A 13,880-nucleotide genomic window follows, 5' to 3' on the forward strand; every position below is an offset into this window, starting at 1 on the left:
ACGATCGCCAGCAGGCATTTGATCTATCTACCCGTTTTGTTGATGCGGGAGTAGACGTAATCATGACCACCACTGGTTCACGATATACGCTGTGGGTCAGTCTGCATGCTTCCCAGTCAGCCAGGCAACGATTTCTTCAAACTGAAATCGATCGACCCACTGAGTTAGAGTTTGGGCGAGCAGGGAGTGGCTGGGAGGAAGTTGCTCGATTAGAGTCAGGCATTGGCTGGAATTGAGGCGAAGGGTCGCCTGATGAAAATCTGCTCGCCATTCCTCAGGCAAGGTTTGGGGCGCGTCCAACGCTATAGATGAGGTCGGTGAGTCCAGGTCTATGAGGGACTGTAAAGCACTACTTGGTGCAGCGGAAAGCGAAGATGCTGGAGGCTGAATGGCCCTGGATTGAAGTGGTTCATGAAGTGGTTCATTCTGATGGGCAGGGTCAAGCGGATGGAGATGGGTTGAATGAAAATGGGGAGATGCAAGATTGAACGGCAGGATGACAGTGAAGCATGAGCCTTGCCCCACCTGGCTTTGAACCATAATATCTCCTCCCATCACCTGCACAAACTGCCGACTGATGGCCAGCCCCAGGCCCGTGCCCTGATGCAGCGATCGCCCTGATTCCGTTTGGGCAAAGGCATCAAACAGACAATCGATTTCGTGGGCAGCAATTCCCATGCCCGTATCTTCAACTTCAATCTGAAGCAAGGAATCAACCCCGGTTTCATCGCGGCTGCAACGGGCCCGCAGGGCAACCCATCCCCCTGGGGTAAATTTGATGGCGTTATCCAACAGATTAATCAAAACCTGGTGTAGTTTATCTTGATCGGTGTGGATGTATTGCGGTAAGTCGATCGCCCAGTCGATGATCAACTCCAGCCCTTTAGACTTGGCTTTGAGCCTGAATAACGCCTCCATGTTTTTGAGAATTTGATGCAAATCAAAGGGGGTTGAATGGCAGTGGAGTTCCCCCGCTTCAATTTTGGACATTTCCAAAACAGAGTTAATCAGGTTGAGCAGATGGGTGCCGCTATAGCGAATGATATTGAGATACTCCTGATGGTCGTCACTCAGGGACGCTTCCTTCGCAATGACTTCAGCAAATCCCAGGATGCTGGTCAGCGGGGTTCGCAGTTCATGGCTCATCATCGACAAAAATCCACTTTTAGTTCGGCTGGCAGCTTCAGCCGCTTCCTTGGCCGGGCCAGTTGTTCCTGCGCTCGTTTACGCTCCGTGATGTCTACCCCTACGGATAGAATCTCGACCAGCTCGCCGCGATCGTTATAAATGGGCTTATCTGACCACTGTACCCAGACCCGTTCTCCATTGCACCGAATGTTCTCGTTTTCTGACAGAGGATAGTTGATCGGATCCTGGCATAACTTTGCAATCAGCAGTCGCAAATTTCGACCTGTCGATTCTATTTTCGGTACGATCGTACCTACAAGATTACGGTTAATAATTTCTGGTTCACTGTATCCGAAGAATTGTTGTCCGTATTCATTCAGGAATGTAATTCGTCCAGACGTATCAAATCTTAAAATGATGGAACTAGCAAGTTCTACTAAATCACGATACTTTCTCTCACTATGTTCCAGTGCTTCGGCTGCTTGCTTGCGTTCAGTAACATCGATCGCCGTTCCCAGTAGCAGTTTGGGTTGACCATCCGGAGTACGTTCAAACACGGTATCCAGACTGCGTAGCCATCGCCATTCCCCATTCTTCCCAAGCATCCGATATTCAAACTCAAACACCTCACCGTCTGCCATTGCCATGATATACGGAATGTTTTGACCAAACCTAGCACTATCATCGGGGTGCATCAGGGTTTCAATCAGCCTGGACTGAATGGCTTGAACCTCCTCAGCGGTATATCCTAAAACCTGCTCAATGCGGCGATTGACGTACACATTACGACTCTGATGAATATCGTACAGGTAGAACAGGTTCGGGCTGGCATCGGTGATGCTTTGAATGAAGCGTTGACTCTCGCGTAACTCTTCTTCAATGCGTTTTCGTTCAGTAATGTCTAATAGAATTCCGATCGCCCCAGTGACTTTTCCTTCTTGATCGCAGAGACTTTGTCCCCGCTCAGTTAACCAGCGCACAGAGCCATCCTGATGCACGATGCGAAAGTCAAATTGAAAATAACACTCTTTGCTGAGCGATCGTTCCACTTCCTGCTGCACTTTCTCCAGATCGTCAGGATGAATGGCGCGTAACCAGTTCTCATAGCTGGGAGCCACCTGGTTTTTGTCATAGCCTAAGAGTTGAAAACACTGATCTGACCATGCGACAGCACCATCTGCCAGGGAGAATTCCCAGGTGCCTGCTTTTGCCGTTTCAAGAGCCAGGGAGAGATGCTGCTGGCTGACGCGCAGTTCTTCTTCAGCTCGTTTGCGATCGGTGATGTCTTCAGAAATGCCGATAAACCGCAGTAGTTCACCGTCTGGAGCATAAATAGGGTCTAAACTGGCTCTGATCCAGCGAATTGATCCATCCGATCGCAGCAGGCGATATTCTCGGACGACGGGTTGTCCCTGAAATTGCTGAGTGAGCGATTGAGTCAGGAGGGGGCGATCGTCTGGGTGAATGGATTCCATCCAGGAGGTGGGATCAGCATACAGACTTTCGCAAGTCCGCTGCCAGATTTGTTCATAGGCCGGACTAACATAAAGGAATGTTCCGGTTTTAGCACAGCGAATTATAAAGACCTGGCTGACCGTTTCCGCAATTTCTCGAAACCGTTCTTCACTTTCCTGGAGGGCAATTTCTACTTGCTTACGTTGGGTAATATCTGTATCAACTGCGGTCAAGATCCAACAGTTTTGTGTTTTCTCATAGTGGGAAGAACCCTGGGAAGCAATCCAGCGCAGGCTGCCATCCTTGTGCCAAAATCGGTATTCGACTTCCACCGATCGCTCTGCAAAAATGTCATCAAACAGAGGCAGAATCACCGATGTTTGATCGTCTGCATGAACACGCGACCACCAGATACCCGTCATCATTTCCTCGGCGGTGTAGCCAAACACGAGTTCGCAACCCGGCGAATAGTAATTGTATTCCCAGGTGCGATTGGCAAACACTCGCACACTCACGATCGAGGGATTGGCACTATTGAGAACGTCACTTAATCTTGACTCAGACGCTCTCAGGGCTAACTCAAGCTGTTTCCGCTCCGTGATGTCTCGAACAATAATTAAAACTTCATCCTCACCACTCACTGTAATTTGGGCTTCCTGATAGTGCAATTCACCATCAAATTCCAATTGATATTCGTAAGTTTGGGTTTGCTGGGTTTGCAATGCCCGTTCCACATAGTGCATTCGCTCCTGCACAAAGTCAGACGGCATGACTTCAAAAATCGTTTTGCCAGGCAAATCCGGCGCGGGGGTAAAACTTTTAAAAGACCTGGCGGGAACGAAATCCAGATAGGTGCCATCTCGCCTTATCCGAATCAGCAAATTCGGGAAAACCTCCCACAGCAGTTGGTTCGATTGTTCCACGCAATGCAGAACCCGTTTTAAGGACAGACGGGCGGAATCGGGCAGGAAGGGAAGATAGGCTGTCTTGGCGTTCAGTTGAGAACTGGGTGGGGGGGAAGGGGCCGATTCGGGTAATTCGATCGCCGGGGGAGACATGACTGCGGCAAGGGTTGTTTCCGTCAAAGACAGACCCTTGGCGATCGTATGGATTAGATGGTGCGCTGTGAACATTCCCACCCAACGCTGCTGATCAACCACGAGGGCAAAGCTAGACTGGGATTGATCCAGTTGAACGATCGCATCCTGCACCGTTGTCTGGGGGGTAAGAATCACTAAAACGGGCTGTACAACTGACATAGCCGATTACGTTAAGCAGTTTCAATATGGCTTCAGATAAAAGTAAACTGAGCCACCTTTAATTTTGGTCTATTTTTTTTGGCTCTACTGTTTTATTTATCCCTTAATGATTGAAGTTTCTGCCATCCCTGCCCCTGATATCCATAGTGAAATCGATCGGGGTGGAAAATTTCCGCCAGGATTTCTAAGGAATCCACCAATCGCGGCCCCGGACGGTTGAAGTAATGATTGCCATCGGTAATATAAACCTGTCCGGTTTTGACGGCTGACAGGCTCGACCATTGCGGCTGTTGCGCCAGTAATTCTAGATCTTCTTGAGTTCGATCGAGGCCAAACCCACAGGGCATCAGGATGATCAGCTCTGGATCTACCGCTACCAACTCTTCCCACTGCAACCAGGGAGAATGCTGGCCGATCGTGCCAAACAAAGATTTGCCTCCAGCCCGTTGGACTAACTCTGGAATCCAGTTTCCTGCCGCCATCAGGGGATCTGCCCATTCAATACAGGCAACCGTGGGGCGATCGGCTACGGGAATTTTCTCCGTGATCTGGGTGCAGCACTCCACGCGCTGCTGTAATCGGGCGATCGGTTCATCCGTTGCCACCCCAAGGGTCTGCCCGACCCGGCGAATATCCTGCCAAACCTCGGCCAGGGTGTTGGGCTGAAGGGAAATAATTTTGGGGTGCGTCTGGGTGAGCTGATCAACCGCCTGTTCCACATCAGACAGACTGACGGCGCAGACTTCGCACTGGGCCTGCGTCAAAATGTGGGTCGGTCGCAGTTGTTCCAGCACATCGGTCTGAATTTGATAAACGCTCAACGCGGTTTGCAGTAGCTCGGTGACGCGATCGTGAATTTCAGCACTGGTTCCCTCTGGATTGAACTTAGGGGCAGTACAAACTGGGAGCGACTGCACCGAAACAGGATAATCACATTCATGGGATCGTCCAACCAGGCGTTCAACCAGCCCCAGACAATCCACAATTTCCGTTGCGCTGGGAATCAAGGACAGAATCCGCAAGTCGGCAGTTTGGTTCTGAGTCATGATGTCTCTCCCGAAGTCCCTATCCCCTCCAGCTTATCTAGATTTGCAGAATGGCGCGGGCCACCATGAAGTAAATGGATACGCCCAAGACATCGACGATCGTAGTAATAAAGGGAGCAGACATTAGAGCCGGGTCGCGCTTTAACCAGCGAAACAGAAAAGGTAAACCGGATCCAGCCAGAGAAGCCAGGAGCGAAATCGCAAAAAGGCTAATCCCCACCACAATGGCAACTTGCAGATCGTCCTGTAGCCAATAGGCCCAGGCAATGGTAATCGCCGCCAGCATTCCCCCTAAAAAGGCTCCTGCAATCAGTTCTCGGCCAATGACTCGCAGGGTTGCTTTCTGGGGAATTTCTTCTGTACTCAGTCCCCGGATTACCACCGTCGAAGATTGCGCGCCAACATTGCCGCCTGTGTCAATCAACAGCGGCACAAAGAAGGCCAGGGCCACGACCGCCTCCAGCACTTCCTCCTGGGTTTGCATAATCGTTCCTGTAAAGGTATTGGCCACCAGCAGCACCAATAGCCAGACAACCCGCCGCCGCGCCACGGTAAACAGGTTCAGGTTGAAATAGTTTTCCTTTCCCGATTGCAGTCCGCCCAGGGTGTAGATATCCTCCGTCGTTTCTGCCTGCAAGACATCTAGGGCATCATCCACGGTGATAATTCCCACCAAACGCTGCTCTTTGTCCACCACGGGCAAAGCCACAAAGTCGTAACGTTGCATAATCCGGGCCACCTCTTCCTGATCGGTTTCAGTGACGACGGAGATCACCTTGGGCTTCATGATTTCTGCGATCGTTTCATGGGGACGCGCACTGACCAACTCCCGCAGGGACAAAATTCCCACCAGATGCCGTTCTGCATCAATCACGTATAGGTAGTAGATGGTTTCACTCACCTCAGCAAAGTCGCGGATTTGCTCCAGGGTTTCTGCCACTGTGTTCGTCTGCTGCAAGGCCACATAGCGAGGAGTCATCAGCCGCCCTGCCGTTTCCGGTGGATAGCCCAACAGCATTGCCGTCGCTTCCCGTTCCTCTGGACTAATTGCTTCAATCAACCGCCGCACCACCGTTGCCGGGAGTTCATCCAGCAGGCGCACCCGATCGTCTGGCGACATTTTGCCAAAAATATCGATCACATCCTGCCGTTTGAACTTTTCCACCAGGGCTTGCTGAGTGCTCCACCGGAAATGTTCGTAAACCTGTAGGGCTTCTTCCTTGGAGAGCAACCGAAAGGCGATCGCTTGCATCTGGGCCGGGAGTCCTTCGATCGCCTCTGCAATGTCCACGGGTTCCACAGGTTCTAGTAGAGCTTTCGCACCGTCCAGATTTTCCTGGGTCAACAGTGTATAAAGCTGTGACTGGACAAGCTGCTGAAGTTCGTATCGCGTCATCTGGCTGGGGGCAGAATTAAACCGGGTGGACACTATCCATCTCCTTGATCAATTAGTTTGATTCGTTTGATTCGTCTGATCTGGCAGGACTGACGCAAATTCGACAGGTTCTACGTTCCACTATCCCTTTCTACCCTGAAGGGCAGCAAACGAAAGTTCCCCAGGATCCGGGAATCGAGGGGAGCAGGGGGTCACTCCTGGAGGTAATTTACATCAAGAAATATTGGTAGGTGAATATTCACAAAGGGAGAAATTTGAAGGGAGTATCCTACTTTTGGAGCAGGCTGAAGCAGAACCCACCCCTGCCCCTCCCAGGAGGGAACCCACCCCTGCCCCTCCCAGGAGGGGATTTTATGGTCATTTAGTGAACAGCGGACTGGAGGAGAAATGGAGGGAACAGTCGGGAATAGTTGGTTGGAAGGCGGAAGTTTAGAGAGAACCGTGAGTCGAGGGAGGCGATATGCACCGCAGTTACCTGGATGTGGCGCGACAGGGTAAAAATCAGTGGTGGCGATATGTGATTGGAATTTTTATTGCCCAGTTTTGCTTTCAGGTATTGAGCATTCTGGTGCTGCTGCTGTTGCTGTATGGATTGTCGATCGCCTTATCTCAGTCCACCTTAGACCGGATTCCTCAGCCGCTGGCCGCCTATGTGTTTGTCAATTTCCCTTTTATCTTTTTTGCCTTGGGAACGGTGTTGACGGTCGCATGGATACATCATCGCCCAGTGCTAACGCTGATCAGCGCAGAGAGGGTGTTCCGGTTTAAGCGATTTTGGGCCGGTTTTGGGGCCTGGTTTTTAATGTTGGCGGGTTCTCAAATGGCCTTTCTGTGGCTCACGCCTGAAACCTACCAGTTTTCCTGGGAACCCTTGCAGTGGCTGTTGTTTCTGCCCTTTGCCCTGATTCTGACCCCCATTCAAACCATGGCTGAAGAACTGTTTTTTCGGGGGTATCTGATGCAGGGGTTGGGGTTAATCAACCGTCATCCGCTGTTTTTGATGGGAGTCACCAGCTTTTTGTTTGTGCTGCCTCATATGGGCAATCCTGAAATTCAGCGGGGCTTTATCTGGGTGGGGTTGAGCTACTGGGTGTGGGGCGTGTTTTTTGCTGCGATTACCCTGAAAGACGATCGCCTGGAACTAGCCATGGGAAGCCATGCCGCCAATAATTTGTTTGCAGCTCTGCTAGTTAACTCGGCTGATTCGGTGCTGCCCTCCCCTGCCGTATGGACAGTAGAACCCGGAGATCCACGGAGTAGTTTGATCTATCAGCTTGGGATCAGTGCAGCGTTCTACTGTCTGTTTTTTGGCTGGGGGAAGTCATCGCGGTCTAAACCTTGAATGAATGGGAGGTGAAGTTACCGTGCAGTCCGTAGGGAATGTGATGCTTGAGTTTGAGCTGGGCTACCTCTTGCAGATCAGAGGCGTTTAGGATCACTAATTTCGATCGCTCCTGCTGGCCATCGAATACCAGGGTCAGCAACCAGCCCTCATCTTCCGCCGTGCTATCCGGACGAGGGACAAAAATCGGTTCGCTGACAAAACCGTGGGGTGCAGCACTCCACAGCAGTCGATCGTCCGTTTGCCAGTCCAGCTTCAAAATCGCTTGCAGCGGAGCATTCCCCGTAGGCGCATGGGCAGCTCCCATGTAGGTATAGCGGTTAGGACGACCGACGCGATCGGGATGGACGACGGGAAACTCACAGCAGCGCGGCTCAACTAACTGGGGATGAACCTGTTGAGTGGTCAGGTCAAATTCAAATCGCCACAATTGACCCGGAGCCAGGCGATCGAACTTCACGGTCAGGTAGTCTTCATTGGGGCCGACGGCGGGTAACTCGGCGTAGCAGATTGAATCGACGCAGAGCTTACCGTCCTGCTCAAAAGCGTTGGCATGGTGAAAGATGAAACCTGCTTCGACTGGAATCGTCTGAACTGGAGCATCGCCATGTCGGGGAATGATGATTGCCTGGGAGGGGCGATCGGTTTGAACGTTCAGGCTTTGTCCAGCCCCTTTCAGTCCCAACAGGTAGGGCAGGGGATTGAAGGAAACGGGAGCCTGGAAGAAGATGCAGTAGTTGGGGGTGATGGCAAAGTCGTGCATGAAGCCAAACCCTGGAACTGCATGGGAATGCTGCCGGACAACTTTCCCTGATACATCCAGCTCATAGATTGTAATGGTGGTGGATAAACCGGGTTTGATGGCAAAATTCACCAGGCAGGCATTGCCATCATCGAGAGCACAGTTCGGATCGACTCGCGGATGGGCTGCAAAGGCGGAACCGGGTTGCAACACACCATCCAGATCGTCTAACCCCAGGGTTTCCAGCGTACTGGGATCAAGGCGATGGGGTTCTGCGGCTTCCCAGAGGGCCAGAAGTTTGTCGCCCCAATAAATTACGTTGGTATTGGCAATATTTTTGAGGCGAAAGTCCAATAGATTCGCCAGCCAGCCCCCTAGCTTCTGAGTGCCAAACACTCCCCGATACAGAATCTTGCCAGCTTCCTGCTCCTCTAAGTACCCCTGAGTTTGGACAAAACGATTGCGGAAATGGGCCCGCCCATCCTGGAAGGTAAAGGCACAGATCATGCCATCTCCGTCAAAAGGATGATGAATTCGCTGGCCATTGACATCCAACAATCCTGGCCCATTGCGAAATAGGGTTCCCTGCAATTCAGCCGGAATTTGTCCTTCGATTTCGTCAATCCAATACTCATGCTCATCCTGGAGCGATCGATATCCTTTGCGCCATTCGTCCAGGCTGTAGGAGAGGGAGGTGGAAGAAGTCTGGTTGAGTTGAGTTGGGGTCTGCATGAATAGAGAGAAGCTGTTAAAGGTGATTCAAATTTACGAAACTTAACATCTTCCAGGGTAAATCGGTTTCCTGATTTAAGCCAACTTCAAAAGGTAGAACTTTGTGGTTTGGTCAGTTCTATGCGGGAGCATCTCATACCAATTTGATTGGCAGACATTGCACATCCTACGCAAGGACGCACTGCTGTGCGCCCCTACAGGCAATCTATCTACCGTGCAAACGATTTGAATCGGTATCACTTGTGTAATAGGGTGAAGCTAACCCACCCCTAACCCCTCCCAGGAAGGGAAACTGAGAACCCACCCCTAACCCCTCCCAGGCGGGGAAACTCTGGAGACCCTTAACCAGGAGAATGTCCATAAAATCCCCTTTGGGGAGGGGCAGGGGTGAGTTCCAATGTCTGATTCCACCAGACCTTTATACGGTGCAGGCAAGATGCCTACCCCACAAGAGTAAATAGTTGATCTACAGGAGTTTTAGCTGCTTCTGCGACGATAGTGGGTGTTGATTTTCATCACCTCGTTGGGGTTGGGAGTGGGCAGGAAGCGACTCCAGGTGGTGGCATCGCGGAAGTTGAGGACGTGCAGGTGGTGGATGATTTCGTTCACGCCTTCCGGGGAACCGATCGCAATCAGCTTGATCGATTCCCGATTGGGCAACTCCTGATGGGGCAACGAGTCGGATTCGCTGCCAGAGTTGAATATGCAGTTTTCGCCTGTCATGAAAAGAATTCCTTTGAGTATTGGAGGGAAGAAACTCAGGAACCCAGTTTTCCCCACCAAACCAGAATCGCTCCTAGCCTTGGACGAACCTCAGCTAAAATAGACCCCAGCCTGTACAGACTCGTTGTCAGCTTGTCTGTCGGGTTAGTGGCTGAGTGGTGTTTCTCTCACCGCTCGGTCACGCCAGATTCCTGAGAGCCAGGCGACGTTTTTTACCACACCAGGGGATTTCATCGCCTTAATCGAATAGCGTAGTGAATTCTGAGGGTTCCGTCAATCTCTTTACCCAAGATTTTTTAGGATTGCTTGACCTGCACCCGGAACCGATCGCCCTTTCTGGAGTCTGGACGGATTGGGCGATCGCGTTCACCCTGTTCCTTCCCAATCCTCCAAACGTAAGCCTACTATGGTTAAATTCATTCGTATTGTGTGTCACTAAAGTTAGCTGATGGGCTTGAGCAATTGATGCAATCAACACATCATGCGGGCCGATCGGCGTTCCAGTAGAAGACAATTGAGCGCGAATTTCCCCTGCAAGAACGGCTGCGGCATCATCAAAGGGAAGAGAAATAAATACTCGTAAAAATCGCTGCTGCTTGGCGAGAGCTTCGGACGGATTGCGGCTCTTCAGTGCACCATAAAATATCTGCTTTCACGACTGAGCAAACAGCAATGTCCTCAGCATTAGTGCTGCGAATGCGGTTTTGAACTGCCACCGATCGACCGTTCAAATACCGTATACAGACATTTGTATCCAGCAAGTACTTCACAACAGGACTTCCCGTTCCTCGTAGTTGCCTTCATCCTCAACGGTCAATGGTTCATCCTTAAAACAACCAAATGTTTCTTCAAAAAAATTAGGGGGGTATCCCTTCCCCTTTGACTGTGCCGATGGTGCGGTGCAATCATCATCTGGTTCATTGATCAACAGAATAATCTTTACGGTTTGCTGCTCACCCAGGTGAGAACGGACTTGTTCAGGCAGTTTAACGTTTCCATCTGCCGTAATTTGAGCCGGAAATTCATATGCTTTCATATCCAGACCAGTAAATTAAGCCTTCTAGAAAATTTTTACCAAACCTGAACGGGTGAATCGTTCAAAGGCCCGTTCTTTCCTTCATTGTAGAACCTCGGTTCAGTCATTCTTTCCGCGTCAACCGATCGCCCTTTCTGGAGTCTGATAGACTGGGCGATCGCTAATCCGGAGCGAGATTAAACCATGACCTTAACGAGTTTAAAGAGCCTCCAACCAACGCAGCAAGTCCTCGATCGTGGCAAAATCCAGCAATGCTTCCCCCAACGCTTCGAGCTGAGGAATTCCTAGATGCCGAATTTGCTCCTGCACCTCCACCGGAATTTCTCCTACCCGACGGTTCAGCAACCGCAGAATGATTGCAACCTCGCCTTGTTGTCGCCCTTCTTCCCGCCCTTCCTGCAAAATTTCCTGATAAACTATCGATTCCCGCATCGATCGACTCCTGAAGATTTGCTGAATCTGCTGTTGGCTAAACTTTAATCCTGCTAAGACCTGCGTACAGGCATACACTTCCTGCCGCAGTTCCTCTGCTTCTATCTTACTGACCTCTTGAACGACGCGACGAAGTAACTGTTCTGGGCGATCGGCTGCTGCCAGACAAGCCAACGGCATTAGGGCTGGTTCTTGTAGCAATCCCTCCGGCGATTCTTCCCACAGTCGCATCACTTGGTATTCGTGGCGAGTTCGTTCCACCTGAAAGCAGGTTTCAATCTGGCGATCGTCGCTGGGGGGTTTCAGCAAGATCACCACCTGAGTAATGGGCGATCGATAACGGCGATAGAGCCGCACCCAATAATCCAACATGCGCAGGGAGAGGGGTGGTTCTGTGGTTAATTTGACCTGAAACTCCAGATGCAAAATCCGATCGCGGGTTGCTAAAAAGGTGACGGAATCTGCCCGAATCGGTTCAATGCTTAACTCGGTTTTGAGCACACGAACGGAGTCTGGAGTTTCACCCAGGAGCCAGGCCGCAAAGCGATCGGGGTACTTCTCAGAGAGGAATTTGCAGAGGTTGTCATAGGCCATGACTGGGAACGGTTAGGGTCTATGTCACTCGATCGCCCAGTGTCAGATCACCAGTTCGATCGCCCAGTGTCAGATCACCAGTGAAGGATCGGCTTGAACCGTGTTGAGCATTCCAGAATACACCAGGCCGCGATGGACATCCAGCGTCAGGATTGCCCCGTCCCGAATCAGTTCCGTGGCATTTTTGACCCCAACAATCACCGGAACCCCCAGGCGCAAACCGATGACCGCTGCATGACTGGTCAGGCTTTCCTCCTCAGTGACAATTCCAGAGGCCTTGCGGATCGCTTCGACATGATTGGCATTTGTTTTCGACACCACCAGAATTTCACCGTGATTGAACGTGCCCAGATCGATGCTGTTGTGGGCGACCCTGGCCCGACCGCTGACGGAACCTTGCCCAATGCCGATGCCTCGTCCCAAAACGGCCGTCACGACATCCACTTTGATCAAATCCGTGGAGCCAGACACCCCCTGAAGGGTTCCAGCCGTCATCACGACCAGATCCCCCTGATAGAGTAATTCTTTTTCCTGGGCTACATTGATTGCTGCCTGGAAGGTTTGCCCGGTGGAGGGTAAATCCAGCACCAACAGTGGTTTGACTCCCCAAACGAGCTGCAACTGTCGAGCCACATCCACGTGGGGAGTCACGGCCAGAATTGGCTTGCGGGGACGAAACTTGGAAACATTACGAGCCGTTGCCCCGGTTTTGGTCAGGGTCATGATGGCAGCCGCTTGCAGTTGTTCAGCAATTTGCCCAACGGCCTGGCTGATGGCATTGGGGATCGTTCGCCCCGGCACATCTTCCAGATTACGGTTGAGGGACATTTCCTGCTCAATCCGGCAGGCAATCCGCGACATGGTTTCGACGGCCTGCACCGGATATTTACCCACCGCCGTTTCGTTGGACAGCATCACCGCATCGGTTCCATCCAGAATCGCGTTCGCCACGTCGGAAATTTCAGCCCGGGTAGCGCGGGGATTGTTCACCATACTATCGAGCATTTGCGTCGCCGTAATCACCGGAATGCCCAGTCGATTGGCGGTACGAATCAGCCGCTTTTGCAGCATAGGCACATCTTCTGCGGGCAGTTCTACCCCCAGATCACCCCGAGCCACCATCACGCCATCGCAGATGGACAGGACTGCCTCCATTTGCTCGATCGCCTCGTGTTTCTCAATCTTGGCGATCACAGGCACATCTTTCCCGGCACTGGAGATCAGTTCCTTAATTTCCAGAACATCCTGGGGATTACGGACAAAGCTAAGGGCAACCCAGTCTACGCCCTGATCTAAGCCGAACATTAAGTCCTGCTTGTCCTTATCCGTCAGGGCCCGAATGGAGAGGTAAACCCCTGGAAAGTTGACCCCCTTGTTGTTGGACAAGACTCCATCCACCACCACGCGGCAGAAGAGGGCTTTTTTGTCGAGATCAACTTTTTCCACAAACATTTCAACCCGACCATCATCCAGCAGGATGGTCGCGCCTTCTGGCACTTCTTCCGCCAGGGTTGCGTAGGTGACGGAACTCATTTCCTGCGTTCCCACCATCGGATGGCTGGTCAGAATGTAGGGATCGCCCTTCTTTAAGGTAATGGAGCCGTTTTCAAATTTACCCAGGCGAATTTTTGGCCCCTGGAGGTCTTGCAGAATCCCGACGGGTTGATTTAGCTCAAAGGAAACCTGACGAATCGTGCGAATGTTGCGCTGATGGTCATCGTAGGTGCCATGCGAGAAATTCAGGCGGAGGGTCGTTGCTCCAGCCTCAATGAGCGATCGCAGGACATCTGGACTGCTGGTAGCAGGGCCGATCGTGGCAACGATTTTTGTGCGCCGAAGAAAGTGTTGTGGGTGCATGGACGTATTAAGTCTGAAGAAGAGGCTTGCGAAACTCCTACCAGCTTGCGAAGCGGCAAAACGGATAGTATCACGTTTAGCAAATCTAAACACATAAAATCCCCATTCCAAGAGGCAGGATGGGGAAATTTACAAGAT

The 13,880-nt window shown here is 51.4% G+C and carries 11 protein-coding genes and 1 pseudogene; 2 read left to right on the plus strand and 10 right to left on the minus strand.

Features of this window, described 5'->3' with window-relative positions; genetic code table 11:
* Window positions 1-96 precede the first annotated feature (96 nt).
* The 4 genes from ACM1PF_RS12420 to mgtE form a co-directional block, all read right to left on the minus strand.
* On the minus strand, window positions 97-1,149 hold the full coding sequence (locus tag ACM1PF_RS12420; protein WP_416674896.1) for a sensor histidine kinase: 1,053 nt from the start codon (window positions 1,147-1,149) through the stop codon (window positions 97-99).
* Window positions 1,146-3,842 (minus strand): PAS domain S-box protein, encoded by a 2,697-nt coding sequence (locus ACM1PF_RS12425; RefSeq protein ID WP_416674897.1) that lies wholly within the window; start codon window positions 3,840-3,842, stop codon window positions 1,146-1,148. Before ACM1PF_RS12425 ends, ACM1PF_RS12420 begins: the two co-directional genes overlap by 4 nt.
* 92 nt (window positions 3,843-3,934) lie before the next feature.
* A complete protein-coding gene (locus tag ACM1PF_RS12430; protein WP_416674898.1) occupies window positions 3,935-4,888 on the minus strand; it encodes a cobalamin-binding protein in 954 nt (317 codons plus the stop codon).
* 37 nt (window positions 4,889-4,925) lie between these two features.
* Complete coding sequence (gene mgtE, locus ACM1PF_RS12435) at window positions 4,926-6,284, minus strand: magnesium transporter (RefSeq protein WP_416676637.1); 1,359 nt, start codon at window positions 6,282-6,284, stop codon at window positions 4,926-4,928.
* Window positions 6,285-6,744: 460 nt separating this feature from the next.
* Between mgtE and ACM1PF_RS12440 the strand changes: the two genes are divergently transcribed.
* Complete coding sequence (locus ACM1PF_RS12440; protein ID WP_416674900.1) at window positions 6,745-7,626, plus strand: CPBP family intramembrane glutamic endopeptidase; 882 nt, start codon at window positions 6,745-6,747, stop codon at window positions 7,624-7,626.
* Here the strand turns inward: ACM1PF_RS12440 and ACM1PF_RS12445 are convergent.
* Together ACM1PF_RS12445 and ACM1PF_RS12450 are read right to left on the minus strand one after the other, a co-directional pair.
* Window positions 7,616-9,100, minus strand: a complete 1,485-nt coding sequence (locus ACM1PF_RS12445; RefSeq protein ID WP_416674901.1) for a carotenoid oxygenase family protein — start codon at window positions 9,098-9,100, stop codon at window positions 7,616-7,618. The genes ACM1PF_RS12440 and ACM1PF_RS12445 overlap by 11 nt on opposite strands.
* A 477-nt stretch (window positions 9,101-9,577) precedes the next feature.
* Window positions 9,578-9,823: a hypothetical protein gene (locus ACM1PF_RS12450; protein WP_416674903.1), complete on the minus strand. Its 246-nt coding sequence runs from the start codon at window positions 9,821-9,823 to the stop codon at window positions 9,578-9,580.
* Between the two features lie 254 nt (window positions 9,824-10,077).
* On the opposite strand from ACM1PF_RS12450, the gene ACM1PF_RS12455 reads away from it, so the two are divergent.
* Complete coding sequence (locus ACM1PF_RS12455; RefSeq protein WP_416674905.1) at window positions 10,078-10,272, plus strand: hypothetical protein; 195 nt, start codon at window positions 10,078-10,080, stop codon at window positions 10,270-10,272.
* Between the two features lie 23 nt (window positions 10,273-10,295).
* Here ACM1PF_RS12455 and ACM1PF_RS12460 read toward each other — a convergent pair.
* The 4 genes and pseudogenes from ACM1PF_RS12460 to pyk form a co-directional block, all read right to left on the minus strand.
* Window positions 10,296-10,469 (minus strand): annotated as a pseudogene (locus ACM1PF_RS12460) (type II toxin-antitoxin system VapC family toxin); the annotation flags it as partial.
* A 120-nt stretch (window positions 10,470-10,589) separates the two neighbouring features.
* Complete coding sequence (locus ACM1PF_RS12465) at window positions 10,590-10,859, minus strand: hypothetical protein (protein WP_416674906.1); 270 nt, start codon at window positions 10,857-10,859, stop codon at window positions 10,590-10,592.
* Window positions 10,860-11,057: 198 nt separating this feature from the next.
* Window positions 11,058-11,885, minus strand: coding sequence for an Rpn family recombination-promoting nuclease/putative transposase (locus ACM1PF_RS12470; RefSeq protein ID WP_416674908.1), 828 nt, complete (start codon window positions 11,883-11,885; stop codon window positions 11,058-11,060).
* Window positions 11,886-11,954: 69 nt separating this feature from the next.
* Window positions 11,955-13,742 carry a pyruvate kinase gene (gene pyk, locus ACM1PF_RS12475; protein ID WP_416674910.1) on the minus strand — a complete coding sequence of 596 codons (1,788 nt, stop codon included), beginning with the start codon at window positions 13,740-13,742 and terminating at the stop codon, window positions 11,955-11,957.
* Window positions 13,743-13,880: the final 138 nt, after the last annotated feature.

The sequence above is a fragment of the Egbenema bharatensis FJBBOT/2019 genome (assembly GCF_048077055.1).
Taxonomy (GTDB): Bacteria; Cyanobacteriota; Cyanobacteriia; order Elainellales; family Elainellaceae; genus Egbenema; species Egbenema bharatensis.

Coding starts and splice junctions, on each gene's coding strand:
- ACM1PF_RS12470 (WP_416674908.1), bottom strand. CDS start 11,885: ATGGCCTATGACAACCTCTGCAAATTCCTCTCTGAGAAGTACCCCGAT.
- ACM1PF_RS12445 (WP_416674901.1), bottom strand. CDS start 9,100: ATGCAGACCCCAACTCAACTCAACCAGACTTCTTCCACCTCCCTCTCC.
- pyk (WP_416674910.1), bottom strand. CDS start 13,742: ATGCACCCACAACACTTTCTTCGGCGCACAAAAATCGTTGCCACGATC.
- ACM1PF_RS12430 (WP_416674898.1), bottom strand. CDS start 4,888: ATGACTCAGAACCAAACTGCCGACTTGCGGATTCTGTCCTTGATTCCC.
- ACM1PF_RS12450 (WP_416674903.1), bottom strand. CDS start 9,823: ATGACAGGCGAAAACTGCATATTCAACTCTGGCAGCGAATCCGACTCG.
- mgtE (WP_416676637.1), bottom strand. CDS start 6,284: ATGACGCGATACGAACTTCAGCAGCTTGTCCAGTCACAGCTTTATACA.
- ACM1PF_RS12440 (WP_416674900.1), top strand. CDS start 6,745: ATGCACCGCAGTTACCTGGATGTGGCGCGACAGGGTAAAAATCAGTGG.
- ACM1PF_RS12425 (WP_416674897.1), bottom strand. CDS start 3,842: ATGTCAGTTGTACAGCCCGTTTTAGTGATTCTTACCCCCCAGACAACG.
- ACM1PF_RS12465 (WP_416674906.1), bottom strand. CDS start 10,859: ATGAAAGCATATGAATTTCCGGCTCAAATTACGGCAGATGGAAACGTT.
- ACM1PF_RS12420 (WP_416674896.1), bottom strand. CDS start 1,149: ATGATGAGCCATGAACTGCGAACCCCGCTGACCAGCATCCTGGGATTT.